We start from the raw sequence: 16,655 nt of genomic DNA, 5'->3' as shown, positions 1-16,655 counted from the left end.
ATGAAACCACATCCTGATGCAGTCATAAAAGCATTTGAGCAAACAGGCGTGATACCTGTTTTTTACCACGATAGCGCCGAGATCAGCATGGAAGTGCTGAAAGCCTGTTACGAAGGCGGCATCCGCGTATTCGAATACACCAACCGCGGTGAAAACGCCCGGCATAACTTTTCCGTGCTGCGCGATCTGAAGCTAGCTTCCATGCCGGATCTATACCTCGGCATCGGCACCATCAAAAGCGCGGCGGAAGCCAAACAGTTCGCGGACATCGGCGCGGATTTCATCGTAAGCCCAATCGCGGACGCGGAAACCGGCGCTTACTGCAAGGAGCAGAACGTATTGTGGATACCCGGCTGCATGACGCCCACCGAAATATCCATCGCGGAAAAAAATGGCGCGCCGCTGGCGAAGTTATTCCCGGGAAGCGTGCTCGGCCCCGGTTTCGTAAAAGCCATCAAACCATTGTTCCCCACTATGAAATTTATGCCAACCGGCGGGGTGGAACCTGAAAAAGAAAATCTGAAGGCCTGGTTCGATGCCGGCGTTGTATGCGTAGGGATGGGATCGAACATTTTATCAAAATCAGTCATCGAAAACAAAGACTGGGCGGGCCTTAGCGCTAAATTTGCGCAAACGATTGCATATATCAGGGCATTAGTGTAATTTGAACGAAGAATATGTATTTATCCTAAATAAAACTGAAATGAATTCCACAATTGTTGGCCGGTACCGCTGGCGCATCGTAGCATTATTGTTTTTTGCAACAACCATTAATTATATCGACCGGCAGGTGATAGGGTTGTTGAAACCTATACTGGAGAAAGAATTTAACTGGACGGAAAGCGAGTACGGTCAGATCGTGATGATCTTCTCCGCCTGTTACGCCGGCGGCCTGCTGATATTCGGCCGCTTTGTTGACAAGGTGGGTACGAAAGTAGGGTATACCGTTTCTATTATTGTATGGAGCGTTGCCGCGATGGCGCATGCGCTGGCAAAATCAACCTTCGGTTTTGCCATGTCCCGCGCATGGCTCGGCCTTGGCGAAGCAGGCAACTTCCCTGTAGCCATCAAATCAGTAGCGGAATGGTTTCCGAAGAAAGAACGCGCACTGGCAACAGGGATCTTTAATTCCGGCGCCAACATCGGCGCAGTAGCGGCTCCGGCCGTTGTACCCTGGCTGGCCGGCGCTTATGGCTGGCAGCAGGCTTTTATCTGGACGGGCGTGATCGGCTTTATCTGGCTGGGCTTCTGGCTGGTGATGTACGAGATACCTTCCCGCCATAAAAAAGTATCCAAAGCGGAATACGATCATATCCACAGCGACAAGGATGGCGGTGATCCTGCCGTGAAAGTAAAAGTACCCTGGGGCAAACTGTTCGTTGTCCGCCAGACGTGGGCATTCCTGTTCGGCAAGCTGCTCACGGACCCCATCTGGTGGTTCTTCCTGTTCTGGCTGCCATCTTACTTCTCCACCACTTTTAACCTGGATATGAAAAACCTCGGCCTGCCACTGATCATCGTTTATACGGCAACAACGATCGGCAGTATCGGCGGCGGTTATCTTTCCGGCTGGTTCATCAATAGAGGATGGCCTGTATTCAAAGCCAGGAAAACAGCCATGCTGATCTTCGCGATCTGTGTAATGCCGATCATGGCCGCGCAGTATGTAGACAATATGTGGATAGTAGTTACGTTGATCAGTCTCGCCGCGGCGGCACACCAGGCATGGTCAGCCAATATCTTCACCACTGCGTCTGATATGTTCCCGAAAGAAGCGGTAAGCTCCGTGGTAGGCATCGGCGGGATGGCCGGCTCTATCGGCGGGATGCTGTTCCCCATCGTAGTAGGCGCTTTGCTGGACCATTACAAGGCATTGGGAAATATTGAAGCGGGATACAATGTGCTCTTTATTATCTGCGGCGTAATGTATCTGCTGGCATGGTTCATGATGCACATTTTTGCTCCGAAGATGGAACAGGTGGTGATCAGCAATGATTAAAATCTGTAGTCTGCAATAAAAAATGCCGCCGCTGCACATTGCAGCGGCGGCATTTTTATTTATATCTTACAGGCTCACACCCCGCTTCCACGGAATGAAATCATCCTGGTGCAACAGCTCCGCTTTCGTTCTGATCTCCCCGCTGGCCACTTTCACTACAAACTCGAGAATGTCCTCACCCATCTCCGCGATCGTTTTCTGGCCGCTGATGATACTGCCCGTGTCAATGTCGATGATGTCCGGCATGCGCTGCGCAAGGCGGGTATTGGTGGCTAATTTCACTACCGGCGCAATGGGGTTGCCGGTGGGAGTGCCCAGCCCCGTGGTGAACAATACGATGTTAGCGCCGGAGCCTACTTCCGCGGAGGTGGATTCCACATCGTTGCCCGGGGTGCAAAGCAGGTTCAGGCCGGGTTTGGTCGCATATTCCGTATAGTCCAGCACGTCCGTTACAGGAGAGTTGCCGCCTTTTTTAGCGGCGCCGGCGGATTTGATCGCATCGGTGATAAGGCCGTCCTTGATATTGCCGGGCGAAGGGTTCATATAAAAGCCGGAGCCCACGGATTCCGCTTTGTCCGCATAAGTGCGCATGATAGAAATGAATTTGTCCGCCGTTCTTTCATCCACGCAGCGGTTGATCAGTTCCTGCTCCACGCCGCACAGCTCGGGAAATTCGGAGAGGATGGTGGTACCGCCCAAAGCTACCAGCAGATCGGATGTATGACCGATGGCGGGGTTGGCGGAAATGCCGGAGAAGCCGTCCGAACCACCGCATTCCAGTCCGATCACCACTTTGGAAAGCGGGGCCGGCTTGCGTTCCAGCTTGTTTGCTTCCGTCATTGCCAGGAAGGTATCGCGGATGGCGTTAGACAACATCTTGAATTCGGAGCCACTGGTCTGCTGCTCGTATACCAGTACGGGCTTGTTAAAATTCGGGTTAAGCTTTTTCAAAGCATCCTGCAAAATGGATACCTGTGCGTGCTGGCAGCCGAGGCTGAGCACGGTAGCGCCCGCAACGTTCGGATGATGGATGTAGCCCGCGAGCAATGCGCAGAGCGCATCGGAATCCTGCCTTGTGCCGCCGCAGCCGCCTTCATGGATCAGGAATTTGATGCCGTCGATATTCGGGAAAACAACATTTCGTTTGTCCGTTTGCGTTGCTGCTTCCGGTTCATAGTTACGGATCGCATCCAGGTCGCCGCTTTTATAAAGGTTGACCAGCTCGTTCACCTGTTCGTTATATACTTCTGTTGGCGCAAAGCCAAGTCCTTTTTCAAAAGCTGTTTTGATCACGCCCACGTTCCTGTTTTCGCAGAACACCATCGGCACTACCAGCCAGTAATTACGGGTGCCCACTTGTCCGTCTCCACGGTGAAAACCGGCAAAGGTGCGGTTTTGCCAGCGGCTTACGTCCGGCTGCTGCCATTGAAAGGAAGCATCTTTTTCGTGAAACGAATCAGCGTCGTGCTGCAGGTTTTTAACGGTGATAGCTTCGCCTTTCTGAATAGGGGCAGACGCTTTGCCCACCAGTACGCCATACATTACGACAGCATCTCCGGGCTGGAGATCGGTGATGGGAAATTTATGTTTTGCGGGAATCGTTTGCTTCAACTGTAAGGCATCGCCATTGAACTGAATTTCCTGCCCTGCCGGCAGGTCCTGTAAGGCCACCAGCACATTGTCTTTCGGATGAATCTGAAGATAAGTGTTCATAGTAGCTAAAATAGCGCATTTGCGAACGCGCAGTTAATACTAAAATCTGAATTTTTGATTGGATATTAACTAAAGCAAAGTTACGCAAACGTTGCCGGAAAAATCCGGTGGAATTCCACGCTGCTGCTGACATTTTAAGGACATTCCCTGATATTGTGCAAACGTTTGCATTTCTCGGGTTTTCATGCTACCTTTCCATCCGTATTTTTACGTTCTGAAAAACTTCTTAGCAATGAGTACATCCATAGAAACAAGATATGCCAGCAGCCCGCTGGAAGCAAAATCCTGGGACACCGCGCAGGCGAGAGAAGCCCTGCACATCCCTTCCCTGTTTGAACCGGGACAGGTAAAGCTGGTATACAGCCATTACGACCGCTTTATTACCGGCGGCGCCATGCCCGCGCAACAGCCGCTGCCGCTGGAAACGGTGGACCCGCTGAAAGCGGAGTACTTCCTGGAACGCCGCGAGCTGGGCATCATCAACACCGGCGGCGCCGGCACTGTTACCGTGGATGGAGAGGTCTTTGAGCTGGACTTCAAGGAAGCGCTGTACATCGGACGGGGAAAGAAGGAAGTGGTCTTTGCCAGTAAGAATGCGGCATCACCGGCGCTTTTCTACATCAACTCCACGCCCGCGCACATGACGTATCCCACACGCCGCGTTACCCGGAAAGAAGCGGATGTTGTGGTGCTGGGCGGGCAAGAAACCTCCAATCACCGCACGATCAATAAACTGCTGGTCAACTCCGTGCTGCCCACCTGCCAGCTGCAAATGGGAATGACGGAGCTGAAGCCCGGCAATACCTGGAACACGATGCCGGCGCACACGCATGACCGCCGGATGGAAGTATACTTTTATTTTGAAGTGCCGCAGGGGCAGGCCGTTTGCCACTTCTGGGGGCAACCGCAGGAAACCCGCCATATCTGGATGCAGAACAACCAGGCCGTGATCTCTCCGCCCTGGTCCATTCACTCCGGCGCCGGCACCAGCAACTACACCTTCATCTGGGGCATGGCCGGGGAGAACCTGGATTATGGCGATATGGACCATTGCGCCATTCCCGATTTGCGATAACAAAAAACCTTTCCAATCATGAGCGTACTCAATCTTTTTAACCTCCAGGGCAGGACCGCGCTGGTCACCGGCTGCAAAAGAGGGATCGGCAAAGCGATGGCGGTGGCGCTGGCAGAGGCCGGAGCAGATATCATCGGCGTGTCCGCCTCGCTGGAAGCCAGCGGCAGCGATGTAGAGAAAGCCGTACTGGCCACAGGCCGCAAGTTCCGCGCTTACCAATGCGATTTTGGGAACCGCGAAGCATTGCATACTTTTATCCGGACGGTACAAAAGGATTTTCCGGTCATCGACATCCTTGTGAATAACGCAGGGACCATCATGCGCAAACCCGCCGCCGAACATCCCGACGAATACTGGGATGAAGTGATCGCCATCAACCAGACCGCCCAGTTCATCCTTACCCGCGAGATCGGGAAGCGGATGCTGGAAAACGGAAAGGGAAAAGTGATCTTCACCGCTTCGCTGCTCACCTTCCAGGGTGGTATCAACGTACCGGGATATGCGGCGAGCAAAGGCGCGGTGGGGCAGCTGACCAAGGCATTTGCCAACGAATGGGCTTCCCGCGGCGTGAATGTTAACGCCATTGCCCCCGGTTATATTTCCACGGATAACACGGCGGCATTGCGGGCAGATGAAAAGCGCAGCCAGGGCATACTGGACCGCATTCCCGCGGCGCGCTGGGGCGAACCGGAAGACTTTATGGGGCCCGTTGTATTCCTGGCTTCCGACGCATCCAATTACATGCACGGCACCGTTATGACGGTAGACGGCGGTTGGATGGGGCGGTAAAAAAACAAACGCATGTCTGCCCGTTCAGAGAAAACCATCGTAGATATTGCAGCGGAGCTGCAGCTTTCCGTGTCCACCGTATCCCGGGCGCTGAACGATCATCCGAACATCAGCCTGAAAACAAAGGAGCGCGTCAGGAAAATGGCACGCAAGCTGGGCTACCGTCCGAACGCCATGGCCGCCGGCCTGCGCAACAACAAAAGCCGGACCATCGGCCTCATTGTTCCGCGCATCTCCATGTTCTTCCCCGCGGCGATCACCACCGTGATGCAGAACAAGCTGCAGGAATATGGTTACAACCTGATCATCTGCCAGAGCAACGATTCCCTGGAACAGGAGATCGCGCTGGTCAACACGCTGTATTCTGCCAGGGTGGATGGCCTCGCCGTATCCGCCACGTTGTATACCACTGATTTTTCTCATTTCGATATATTCAAACAGCAGAACATTCCCCTTGTTTTCTTTGACCGCGTGCCGAAAGATTACAATGTGAAAGTGATCAAGGGCGATGATTTCCGCGGTGGTTACCTTGCCACGGAACACCTGATCAGCAAGGGCTGCAAAGATATCGTGCATATTTCGGGACCGCTTACCTGCAACCTGTACAGCGAACGGCTGGCCGGTTACAAAGATGCGCTGCAGAAACACAAGCTGCCTTATAAAAAGCAAAGGGTCTTTTTTCATGAGCTGACGCGGGACAATGCCTTGCAGACCGCCGCCCGGATCTTTGAGAAGAAACCTTACCCGGACGGCATTTTCGCCACCAACGATACCACGGCCATCACCTTGCTGGAATATTGCCGGAACAACGGCATACAGGTGCCGCAGCAATGCCGGATCATCGGCTATTCCAATGATCCGCGCACGGAGATCGTGACGCCGTCCATCACCTCGGTAGACCAACATCCGGTGACCATGGGCGAGCGCATCGTGGCGGCGCTGATGGAGCTGATACAGGCCCGGCACCCGTCTTCCTACAAACATTCGCAGGAGATCGTGCCGATAGAGCTGGTGGAAAGGGATTCCTCCGCCGGCGGGGCAAAGCGAAAGAAATAAATCCAAATCCAACGTTATGAAAAAGTGCGTCTTCCTGTTGCTGGCCTGCTGGCTGACTACCGCACAGGCACAAACGAAGTTATCCCGCAAGGCCATGTCTGCCCTCGTGGAAGAAAGCCTGCAGTTCTCCGCAAAGCAATACAAACACATGATGCAGGCGGTGCCCGATTCCCTGTTGCCCCGCTCCGCCAGCCCGGACGGCAGCCTCATGACCGCAAAATATAACTGGTGGACGGCGGGCTTTTATCCCGGTTCCTGCTGGTACCTGTACGAATACACGAAAGACCCGGCGTTCAGACAGGAAGCCATCAAACGCATGGATCTGCTGCTGCCGAATCAGTACCGCACCAACACCCACGATCTCGGGTTCCTGATGTACTGCAGCTTCGGCAACGGCCTGCGGATCGAAGGCACCGAAAGCTACAAGGGCATCCTCATGACCAGCTCCCGCTCCCTTTCCACCCGCTTCAAACCCGCCATCGGCGCCATCCGCTCCTGGGATCATGGTAAATGGAAATGTCCCGTTATCATCGATAACATGATGAACCTCGAAATGCTTTGCTGGGCTACCCGGAACAGCGGCGATTCTTCCTTTTACAACATCGCCGTAGCGCATGCCAACACCACCATGAAAAATCATTTCCGCGCGGATTACAGCTCCTATCATGTAGTAGACTATGATTCCGTGACCGGTAACGTGATCGCCAAAAAGACCCACCAGGGCTATTCCGACGAATCCGCCTGGAGCCGCGGGCAAGCCTGGGGCCTGTACGGGTATACCATGATGTACCGCGAAACAAAAGATAAAAGATATCTTGACCAGGCGCGTCACATCGCCGATTACATGCTCAACCATCCCCGCATGCCGGCGGACAAAGTGCCGTACTACGATTATGATGCCCCTGAAATTCCCAACGCCATCCGCGACGCTTCCGCCGCGGCCGTGATGAGCTCCGCGTTGCTGGAACTGAGCCGCTACACGAATAAAAAGGACGGACGGCGCTACTGGAACGCCGGCGCCGATGCCCTGGCGAGTCTGGCCGGTCCCGCTTACCGCGCCAAAGAAGGAGATAATAATAATTTCATTCTCCTGCACAGCACCGGCTCCAAACCGGGAAACTCCGAGCTGGACGTGCCACTCAGCTATGCCGACTATTATTTCCTGGAAGCCCTGCTGCGGTACCGCCAGTGGAAGTAGCCTGCCAGCCCGTCAGCCCTCCCGTTTTTTTTCACTATTTTAGCCGAAACACGAAAAGACGGGCGCATGATTCATTTACCAAATCTTGTTATGGACCTGGCCTTGATCCTGGGGGCAGCAGCCGTGACCACGCTGATCTTCAAAAAGCTGAAGCAGCCGCTGGTACTTGGCTACCTGATCGCGGGCATCCTGGTAGGGCCGTATTTTGATTTGTTTCCGACAATCAAAGAGAAAGGCAATATTGAAGTCTGGGCAGAGATCGGTGTGATCTTTTTACTGTTCAGCCTTGGATTGGAATTCAGTTTTAAAAAATTGATGAAGGTGGGCGGGTCCGCCTCCATTACGGCATTGGTGGAAGTGCTGGTGATGCTGTGCCTGGGGTACGGCACCGGCCGGCTGTTGGGCTGGTCGCAGATGGACAGTATTTTCCTCGGCGGCGTATTGTCCATTTCCTCCACTACTATCATTATCAGGGCATTTGACGAGCTGGGCGTGAAAGGGCAGAAGTTCGCGGGACTGGTCTTCGGCATCCTGGTGGTGGAAGACCTGGTGGCCATCGTGCTGCTGGTATTACTGTCCACCCTCGCCGTGAGCCAGCAGTTCGCAGGGCAGGAGATGCTGATCTCCGTGGTGAAGCTGGTGTTCTTTCTCATCATCTGGTTCATCGGAGGCATCTTTTTCATTCCTACTTTATTAAAGAAAACAAAATCGCTGATGAGCGAGGAAACCCTGCTGGTCACCTCGGTCAGCCTCTGCCTGCTGATGGTGGTGCTGGCTACGCAGGTAGGTTTCTCCGCGGCGCTTGGCGCATTCATCATGGGCTCCATTCTCGCGGAGACCACGCAGGCGGAAAAGATCGAGCACCTGGTGAAATCGGTGAAAGACCTTTTCGGCGCGATCTTCTTCGTGTCGGTAGGCATGCTGATCAATCCCAAAATGCTGCAGGTCCATCTCGGCCCGGTGATCCTGATCACCCTTATTACCATTTTCGGTAAAACGCTCAGCACCACGATCGGCGCGGTATTGTCCGGCCAGCCGCTCAAATCTTCCGTGCAGGCAGGTATGAGCCTTGCGCAGATCGGGGAATTCTCCTTCATTATTGCCACGCTCGGCCTCACGCTGAAAGTGACCAGCGATTTCCTGTATCCCATTGCCGTGGCGGTTTCCGCCGTGTCCACATTTACCACGCCTTATATGATCAAAGTGGCGGAGCCGTTTTATAACTGGCTGGACAAACGTATTCCCGGAAAATGGAAGGCCGCGCTGGCGCGTTACAGCACCGGTGCGCAGACCATCTCCCAGGCCAGTGACTGGCAGCTGGTGCTGAAAGGCTACGCCATCAATACTGTTGTATTTTCCGTGATCATCATCGCCATTGGCCTGCTTTCTTCCCTGTATTTGTTACCGCAGGTAGATGGATGGTTCGGCCAGGAATGGGGACGGGTGATAACGGCCGTTATCACGCTGATCGTGATGATGCCGTTCCTTTGGGCGCTTGCGGTGCGGCAGGTGCAGACCACCGCGTTCGCGAACCTCCGCACGCAGAACAAATACAAAGGGCCGCTCTGGCTGCTGCGCATCGCGCGTATCAGCCTGGCCGTATTCTATATCGGCTTCACGCTTGGCCGTTTCTTCTCTTTTACGATGGCCGCATCCGTAACGATGGTGATTGTAGTGGTGCTGATACTGCTGTCAAAAAAGATCCAGCTTTTCTACAACCGCCTGGAAGCAAGGTTCCTCAAGAACTTCAACGAAAGGGAAGCCGCCGCGGCAGCGATGGAGCAGCCGAAAGTGGCGCTGGCGCCCTGGGATGCGCACCTTACCTCGTTCAACGTGCGCCCGGAATGGGAAGGCGTTGGTAAAACGCTGGAAGAGCTTGGCCTGCGGGAACGTTACGGTGTGAATATCGGGTTGATAGAACGGGGGGAAAAACTGATCCCCATTCCCGCAAAATCCGAACGGCTGTATCCCGGCGACCGGCTGCAGGTGATCGGTACGGACGAACAGATCACGCTTTTCCGTAATTATATCGACCAGCATCTGCCCGATATCAAACCCGCAAAAACAGAAGTGGAACTGCGCCGTTACGAAGTGGCCCGCGGCGCGGCTGTTTACAATAAGACCATCCGCCAGTCCGGTATCCGCGAGCTGGCCCGCAGCCTCGTGGTGGGCATCGAACGTGGGGACCAGCGCATCCTGAACCCCATTTCAGACATGGTGCTGGAAGAGAACGATGTAGTGTGGGTAGTGGGCAATCCCCGCCGTATCGCGACTTTGTTCCGGGTAAAGAGCGAAGTGAAAAGCGAGCCCCAGGAGCCGCAAACTATATAAATCTTTCCCTTAATTGTATAATGCTTCCCGTTTGCATCTGTCGGACCTTTGTATTGTCAAAAAAAGGAACAACAGATGCAAACGAAGGAACATACTCTCAAACAAAGTTTCCCGGTTACCGGCATGAGCTGCGCGGCCTGTGCGGGCAGCGTGGAAAGCATGCTTGGCGCGCAGCCGGGCGTCCGTTCCGCGGCGGTGAACTTCGCCAATAATACCGCGCTGGTGGAATACGTCCCGGAAGAAGCGGACCCCGCCGCCTGGAAGAAAGCCATTCAGTCCATCGGGTACGACCTGCTGACAGATGACGCCGCAAAGGAAAGCCTCGCTGAACATCAGCAGGCGCATTATACAACGCTCCGTAACAAAACCCGGCTGGCGATCGCTTTTTCGGCGCCGCTGGTGGTCATCGGGATGTTCTTCATGGACATGCCTTATGCCAATTACATCATGTGGGCGCTGGCTACCCCCGTGGTGCTGGTATTCGGGCGCCAGTTCTTCATCAATGCCTGGAAGCAGGCCCGGCACGGCAAAGCGAACATGGACACGCTGGTAGCCCTGAGCACGGGCATCGCTTATCTTTTTAGTGTATTCAACACCGTTAACCCTGCTTTCTGGCACAGCCGCGGATTGCACGCGCATGTTTATTTCGAGGCCGCCGCCGTGGTCGTTGCATTTATTTTACTGGGTAAGATGCTGGAAGAAAAGGCCAAGGCATCCACCTCTTCCGCCATCAAAAAGCTGATGAGCCTGCAACCGAACACGGTGGTACGCATCGGGAAGAACGGCGCGGAAGAAGTGGTTTCGCTGGGTGATGTGGAAGTGAACGACCTGCTGCTGGTGAAACCCGGAGAGCAGGTGCCGGTGGATGGAACGCTGGTCAGCGGCCGTTCTTACGTAGACGAAAGCATGATCACCGGGGAACCGGTGCCGGTTGCCAAGGAAGAAGGCGCCACGGTGTTCGCAGGAACGCTGAACCAGAAAGGCAGCTTCCGTTTCCGCGCCCAACAGGTGGGCAGCGGCACCCTGCTCGCGCAGATCATCCGCAAAGTGCAGGAAGCCCAGGGCTCCAAAGCGCCGGTGCAGAAGCTGGTGGACAAGATCGCGGGCATCTTTGTGCCGGTGGTGATCGGCATTGCGGTGCTGGCTTTCCTGGCCTGGGTGATCTGGGGCGGCAGCAACGGGGTCACGCAGGGCTTGCTGGCGCTGGTGACCGTGCTGGTGATCGCCTGCCCCTGTGCGTTGGGACTGGCTACGCCAACAGCCGTGATGGTAGGGATGGGCAAAGGTGCGGAGAACGGCATTCTCATCAAGGACGCGGAAAGCCTGGAGAAAGCATACCGTGTGGAAGCGCTGATACTGGATAAAACAGGCACCATCACGGAAGGCCGCCCCGAAGTAGCCGGCGAATCCTGGCGCGAAAGCGGGGACAGGCTGCAATACGGCCCGGTGCTGGCAGGGCTCGAAGCGCAGTCCGAGCACCCGCTGGCAGAAGCCATCGTTCAGTATTTTCCGCTCGATCCCGCGAGGCTGGAACACTTCGAAAGCCTTACAGGACGCGGTGTGCAGGGAGCTTTTTCCGGCAAGACCTTCTACGCGGGCAACCGCGCGCTGCTGGACGAGCAGGGTATAACCATAACGGATACACTGCAACAGCAGGCCGAAAAATGGCAGGAACAGGCTTTCACCGTGATCTGGTTTGCGGATGATAAGGAAGCGCTTGCGGCGATTGCTATAGCCGACAAGGTGAAGCCCGGATCAGCCGCCGCCATACAGCGTTTGCAGCAGATGGGCGTGGAAGTTTACATGCTCACCGGCGACAACGGGCAGACCGCCGCAGCCGTAGCGAAAGAAACAGGCATCCGTCATTTCAAAGCGGGATTGCTGCCGGACGGCAAAGCCAGCTTCATCAAGGAATTGCAGCAGCAGGGAAAGACCGTTGCCATGGCCGGAGACGGCATCAATGACAGCCAGGCGCTGGCGCAGGCGGACGTGAGCATTGCCATGGGCAAGGGAACGGACATTGCGATGGACGTAGCCATGATGACGCTCATTTCATCCGACCTGCAGCAGATACCAAAGGCCATCCGCCTGTCCCGCAAAACAGTCCGGCTCATCCGGCAGAACCTTTTCTGGGCCTTTATTTACAATGTCATCGGTATTCCCCTGGCGGCAGGCGCCCTGTACGCCTCCACCGGTTTCATCCTCAACCCGATGATCGCCGGAGCGGCCATGGCGCTCAGTTCCGTATCCGTTGTAAGCAACAGCCTGCGGCTGAAATGGACCCGCATATAAACAAACATTCATCGACATAAAAAAACAGCAAAATGAAAACGTTGAAATTCAAGACCAATATTAATTGCAGCGGTTGTATCAGATCAGTGACCCCTTTCCTGGACGGAGAAAAAGAGATCGCGCACTGGGAAGTAGATACCGAAAACCCAGATAAAATACTGACCGTTTCCACCGGCACACTGACGGCGGACGAGGTGGAAGATGTGGTGAAGAAAGCCGGTTACAAGGCGGAAGAGATATAGGAACGGAACCAGCCATCGTAAACGGATGCGGCCTGCGGGTTGTATCCGTTTTTTCATTTTTATCAAGCCCCTTTAAATCCCGGATTTTAACCGTAATTTCCGGTTTTGGCACTTCGAGATATTATGAGCGTCATAAACCAATTTCATTATGCTTACGCCGCCATTGCCGGCTGCTTAAATTGCACTACAGATTATGAAAGATAAAGGCCCCGAAATGAAACGGCTTTCCCTGAAAGACGTGGCCCGCATGGCTGGTGTAGCGCCATCCACCGTATCATTCGTGTTGAACGGAAAAGCCCGGCAGATGCGCATCAGCGAGGAGCTGGCCGCAAGGGTCATGGCCGTTGTAAAGAAGACCGGCTACCAGCCGCATCACGTGGCGGTGAACCTGCGCACCGGCCAGTCGAAGACCCTGGGCCTTATCGTGGAAAGCATTTCGGGGAGCTTCTTCGCGGCGCTTGCGCGGGTGGTGGAATCGGAGGCAGACCGCTTTGGTTACAAGATCGTGTATTGCAGTACGGAGAATAATGCCAGCAAGGGCAGCGAACTGATCCGCATGCTGTCCCGCCAGCAGGTGGACGGCTACCTGATCACGCCCGCGGCGGGCATGGAAAAAGACATCGAGCAGCTGCTGGCCCACAAGCGCCCCATTGTGCTGATGGACAGCTATTTTCCGGAGCTGCAGGTGCCTTATGTGCTTATCAATAATTATGACGGCGTGAAGGAAGGGATGGAATACCTGCTGAAAAAGGGATACCGCAAGATCGGGTTCATTACGGTAGACATGGAGCTGATACAGGTGCAGCAACGTTTGCAGGGTTACAAGGAAACGCTGCGCGATCATAATATCGCGGTGCGCAACAAGCAGGTGCTGAAGCTGTCTTACAACAGTCCCCGTGAAGAAGCAATTGCGCTGATACAGGATTTCATCCGCGAGAACAAGGATATGGACGCGATATTCTTTTCCACCAACTACCTCGGCATCCTCGGGCTGGAAAGCATTGCGGGGCTTGGCCTGAAGATACCGGAAGACCTGGCGATGGTCTGCTTCGACGATCATGATATCTTCCGCTTGTATCCGCCGGGCATCACAGTGGTACAGCAGCCGATAGAAGAGATCGCGAAAACAGCGATGAGCCTGCTGATGCAGCAGCTGGACAAGAACAGGCCGCCGGCGAAGGTCAACCAGGTGCATCTGCCGGGAAAATTCATCCCGAGAGGATCAGCATAAAAGAGGGCACATGAAGAGAACCGGCATAAGAAAATGGGCGGCTGATATGAAATTCTCGGAAGATAAGAGTATCTTGCCCGGCGAACAAAGAAAATATTCAATACTTCAATTATCTTTGGATGCAGATTGGGGGGCGGCGGTATAAGCATTTTATCCCTATTCTCCCTGTCAGCAGAAAATATTCACAAGATTCATATAGTGCTTATCATACAAACAATAAAGAGTAGCATCTAACGGCTGGCCCATTCCTGGGCCGGCCCATTTTCATTGTGCTAAATCGATTTTGTAGCATATACGACAACTAATAATATGAAAATCAGCATGATAAAAGTGAATAAAATCAAACATTTCATCCCGGTAAAAACAGCTTTCTGGGGTGCTTTCGCGCTGTTTGCCGGATTCCACGCCAGCGCACAGACGGTACAATCGGTGAAAGATCCCGTAGAATGGGTGAACCCGCTAATGGGTACCGATTCAAAGGTCAGCCTTTCCAACGGTAACACCTATCCCGCAGTGGCAACGCCCTGGGGCATGAACTTCTGGATGCCGCAAACCAATACCATGGGCAACGGCTGGGCTTACCAGTACGGGGCGGACAAGATCCGCGGCTTCAAGCAAACGCATCAGCCTTCTCCCTGGATCAACGACTACGGCCAGTTTTCCATCATGCCCGTTACCGGAAAGCTGCGCTTCCAGCAGGACGTACGCGCCAGCTGGTTCTCCCACAAAGCGGAAGTGGCGAAGCCATATTACTATAGCGTATACCTGGCGGATGCCGACGTGACCACCGAGATCACGCCCACCGAAAGAGCTGCGCAATTCCGCCTCACCTACCCGGCGGCGGACAGCTCCTTTGTAGTGGTGGACGCATTCGACAGAGGCTCGTACATCAAAATACTGCCTGACGAAAAGAAGATCATCGGCTACACCACCCGCAACAGCGGCGGCGTTCCGGAGAACTTCAAGAACTACTTCGTGATCTATTTCGATAAGCCGTTTACCGTTGCGCACGCATGGAACGGCGACAAGCTGGAAAAGGGTGTGCTGGAGCTGAAAGACGGCCACGTAGGCGCGATCGTTGGCTTCAAAACTTTCAAAGGCGAAAAAGTACATCTGAAAGTAGCGTCTTCCTTCATCAGCTTTGAACAGGCTGAACTGAACCTGAAACGTGAACTTGCCAACGATGCTTTTGATGTAACAAAACAGAAAGCAAAGGACAGCTGGAACAAGGAACTGGGCCGTCTTTCACCGGAAGGCGGCACCGTGGAGCAGGTGCGTACATTTTATTCCTGCCTCTACCGCTCTTTGCTTTTCCCGCGTAAATTCTACGAATACGATGCGCAGAACAAAGTGGTGCACTACAGCCCGTACAATGGCGAAGTACTGCCCGGCTACATGTTCACCGATAACGGTTTCTGGGATACTTTCCGTTCCCAGTTCCCCTTCCTGACGCTGATGTATCCCGAGCTGAACAGCCACATCATGGAGGGCCTGGCCAACACTTACAAGGAAAGCGGCTGGTTGCCGGAATGGGCCAGTCCCGGTCACCGCGATTGCATGATCGGTTCCAACTCCGCTTCCCTGATCGCGGATTCCTACCTGAAAGGCATCCGTGGTTATGATATCAATACCCTGTATGAAGGGCTGCTGAAAAACAGCGAGAACGAAGGCCCGCTGACTTCCGTAGGCCGCAAGGGCGTGAAGTATTACAACGAGCTGGGCTATGTGCCTTACGATGTAAAGGTCAATGAAAATGCCGCCCGCACGCTGGAATATGCGTATGACGATTTCACTCTTTATAAATTAGCCATCGCGCTGAAACGCCCGAAAGAAGAGATCGAACGTTTCAGAAAACGCAGCCAGAACTACCGCAATCTTTTTGATCCCGAAACAAAACTGATGCGCGGAAAGAACAAGGATGGCAAATTCCAGTCGCCTTTCAATCCCTTCAAATGGGGGGATGCTTTCACTGAAGGCAACAGCTGGCACTACACCTGGTCTGTGTTCCACGACGTGCAGGGCCTCGCTGATCTGATGGGTGGAAGAGAAAGCTTTGTGGAAATGCTGGACTCCGTTTTCAGCATGGCGCCGGTATATGATGAAAGCTATTATGGCGGCGTGATCCACGAGATCCGTGAAATGCAGATCGCCAACATGGGCCAGTATGCGCACGGCAACCAGCCCATCCAGCATATGATCTACCTCTACAACTACGCCGGCCAGCCCTGGAAGGCGCAGTACTGGGTGCGCCAGGTGATGGACAGGCTGTATCATTCCGGCCCGGACGGCTATTGCGGTGATGAAGACAATGGACAGACCTCCGCGTGGTACGTGTTCTCCGCGATGGGCTTCTATCCCGTTTGTCCCGGTACAGACCAGTACGTTTTCGGCGCGCCTTTGTTCCCGAAAATGACGGTAACCATGCAAGACGGTAAAAAGCTGGTGATCGAAGCGCCGGGCAACAGCAAGGAGAATGTATACGTGCAAAGCGTTTCACTAAACGGCAAGGCATATACGAAGAACTGGATCAGTCATGCTGACCTGCAAAAAGGCGGTGTGCTGAAAGTAGCGATGGGCGCTCAGCCGGAGAAAACGAGGGGTACGAAGCCGGCGGCTTTCCCGTATTCTTATGCTAACGAGAAGAAATAATTATTCACCAAGATCCTGGAATAGTAGCAACTTGCTATTTCATTGTTCACTGTAGACATTACATCCCGAATCTTCGGGAT

At 54.1% G+C, this 16,655-nt stretch carries 13 protein-coding genes; 12 read left to right on the top strand and 1 reads right to left on the bottom strand.

Features of this window, described 5'->3' with window-relative positions; genetic code table 11:
• Entirely contained in the window at positions 1-663 is a 663-nt protein-coding gene (locus CCY01nite_RS01860; protein WP_146857599.1) for a beta/alpha barrel domain-containing protein, read from the top strand.
• Between the two features lie 40 nt (positions 664-703).
• Positions 704-1,999 (top strand): MFS transporter, encoded by a 1,296-nt coding sequence (locus tag CCY01nite_RS01855; RefSeq protein ID WP_146857598.1) that lies wholly within the window; start codon positions 704-706, stop codon positions 1,997-1,999.
• A 66-nt stretch (positions 2,000-2,065) separates the two neighbouring features.
• Here CCY01nite_RS01855 and CCY01nite_RS01850 read toward each other — a convergent pair whose 3' ends face one another.
• The gene (locus CCY01nite_RS01850; RefSeq protein ID WP_146857597.1) at positions 2,066-3,712 is read right to left on the bottom strand and encodes a UxaA family hydrolase; all 1,647 of its coding nucleotides are present in this window, start codon (positions 3,710-3,712) and stop codon (positions 2,066-2,068) included.
• 232 nt (positions 3,713-3,944) lie between these two features.
• Here CCY01nite_RS01850 and kduI point away from each other — a divergent pair, with 232 nt between their 5' ends.
• The 10 genes from kduI (at position 3,945) to CCY01nite_RS01805 (ending at position 16,575) form a co-directional block, all read left to right on the top strand.
• A complete protein-coding gene (gene kduI / locus CCY01nite_RS01845) occupies positions 3,945-4,787 on the top strand; it encodes a 5-dehydro-4-deoxy-D-glucuronate isomerase (RefSeq protein WP_146857596.1) in 843 nt (280 codons plus the stop codon).
• An 18-nt stretch (positions 4,788-4,805) separates the two neighbouring features.
• Positions 4,806-5,576 carry an SDR family oxidoreductase gene (locus CCY01nite_RS01840; RefSeq protein WP_186830848.1) on the top strand — a complete coding sequence of 257 codons (771 nt, stop codon included), beginning with the start codon at positions 4,806-4,808 and terminating at the stop codon, positions 5,574-5,576.
• A 12-nt stretch (positions 5,577-5,588) separates the two neighbouring features.
• Complete coding sequence (locus CCY01nite_RS01835) at positions 5,589-6,632, top strand: LacI family DNA-binding transcriptional regulator (RefSeq protein WP_146857594.1); 1,044 nt, start codon at positions 5,589-5,591, stop codon at positions 6,630-6,632.
• Positions 6,633-6,648: 16 nt separating this feature from the next.
• Complete coding sequence (locus tag CCY01nite_RS01830) at positions 6,649-7,830, top strand: YyaL domain-containing protein (protein ID WP_146857593.1); 1,182 nt, start codon at positions 6,649-6,651, stop codon at positions 7,828-7,830.
• A 90-nt stretch (positions 7,831-7,920) separates the two neighbouring features.
• Complete coding sequence (locus CCY01nite_RS01825; protein WP_246129825.1) at positions 7,921-10,161, top strand: monovalent cation:proton antiporter family protein; 2,241 nt, start codon at positions 7,921-7,923, stop codon at positions 10,159-10,161.
• A gap of 75 nt (positions 10,162-10,236) precedes the next feature.
• The gene (locus tag CCY01nite_RS01820) at positions 10,237-12,453 is read left to right on the top strand and encodes a heavy metal translocating P-type ATPase (RefSeq protein WP_146857591.1); all 2,217 of its coding nucleotides are present in this window, start codon (positions 10,237-10,239) and stop codon (positions 12,451-12,453) included.
• Between the two features lie 32 nt (positions 12,454-12,485).
• Positions 12,486-12,695, top strand: a complete 210-nt coding sequence (locus tag CCY01nite_RS01815) for a heavy-metal-associated domain-containing protein (protein WP_146857590.1) — start codon at positions 12,486-12,488, stop codon at positions 12,693-12,695.
• Between the two features lie 193 nt (positions 12,696-12,888).
• Complete coding sequence (locus CCY01nite_RS01810) at positions 12,889-13,926, top strand: LacI family DNA-binding transcriptional regulator (RefSeq protein WP_246129824.1); 1,038 nt, start codon at positions 12,889-12,891, stop codon at positions 13,924-13,926.
• Positions 13,927-13,936: 10 nt separating this feature from the next.
• Positions 13,937-14,071: a hypothetical protein gene (locus CCY01nite_RS26965; protein ID WP_262713298.1), complete on the top strand. Its 135-nt coding sequence runs from the start codon at positions 13,937-13,939 to the stop codon at positions 14,069-14,071.
• 185 nt (positions 14,072-14,256) lie between these two features.
• Positions 14,257-16,575, top strand: a complete 2,319-nt coding sequence (locus CCY01nite_RS01805; RefSeq protein WP_246129823.1) for a GH92 family glycosyl hydrolase — start codon at positions 14,257-14,259, stop codon at positions 16,573-16,575.
• The last annotated feature ends 80 nt before the right edge of the window (positions 16,576-16,655 follow it).

This window comes from Chitinophaga cymbidii, from assembly GCF_007992715.1.
Classification (GTDB): domain Bacteria; phylum Bacteroidota; class Bacteroidia; order Chitinophagales; family Chitinophagaceae; genus Chitinophaga; species Chitinophaga cymbidii.
The sequence above is the reverse complement of the archived record's forward strand: the minus strand, read 5'-3'. Positions and strand labels throughout refer to the sequence as shown.

What these genes read in the sequence shown, in the direction of transcription:
- CCY01nite_RS01855 (WP_146857598.1), top strand. Translation starts at nt 704, where the DNA reads ATGAATTCCACAATTGTTGGCCGGTACCGCTGGCGCATCGTAGCATTA.
- CCY01nite_RS01825 (WP_246129825.1), top strand. Translation starts at nt 7,921, where the DNA reads ATGGACCTGGCCTTGATCCTGGGGGCAGCAGCCGTGACCACGCTGATC.
- CCY01nite_RS01840 (WP_186830848.1), top strand. Translation starts at nt 4,806, where the DNA reads ATGAGCGTACTCAATCTTTTTAACCTCCAGGGCAGGACCGCGCTGGTC.
- CCY01nite_RS01830 (WP_146857593.1), top strand. Translation starts at nt 6,649, where the DNA reads ATGAAAAAGTGCGTCTTCCTGTTGCTGGCCTGCTGGCTGACTACCGCA.
- CCY01nite_RS01850 (WP_146857597.1), bottom strand. Translation starts at nt 3,712, where the DNA reads ATGAACACTTATCTTCAGATTCATCCGAAAGACAATGTGCTGGTGGCC.
- CCY01nite_RS01835 (WP_146857594.1), top strand. Translation starts at nt 5,589, where the DNA reads ATGTCTGCCCGTTCAGAGAAAACCATCGTAGATATTGCAGCGGAGCTG.
- CCY01nite_RS01810 (WP_246129824.1), top strand. Translation starts at nt 12,889, where the DNA reads ATGAAAGATAAAGGCCCCGAAATGAAACGGCTTTCCCTGAAAGACGTG.
- CCY01nite_RS01815 (WP_146857590.1), top strand. Translation starts at nt 12,486, where the DNA reads ATGAAAACGTTGAAATTCAAGACCAATATTAATTGCAGCGGTTGTATC.
- CCY01nite_RS26965 (WP_262713298.1), top strand. Translation starts at nt 13,937, where the DNA reads ATGAAGAGAACCGGCATAAGAAAATGGGCGGCTGATATGAAATTCTCG.
- kduI (WP_146857596.1), top strand. Translation starts at nt 3,945, where the DNA reads ATGAGTACATCCATAGAAACAAGATATGCCAGCAGCCCGCTGGAAGCA.
- CCY01nite_RS01820 (WP_146857591.1), top strand. Translation starts at nt 10,237, where the DNA reads ATGCAAACGAAGGAACATACTCTCAAACAAAGTTTCCCGGTTACCGGC.
- CCY01nite_RS01860 (WP_146857599.1), top strand. Translation starts at nt 1, where the DNA reads ATGAAACCACATCCTGATGCAGTCATAAAAGCATTTGAGCAAACAGGC.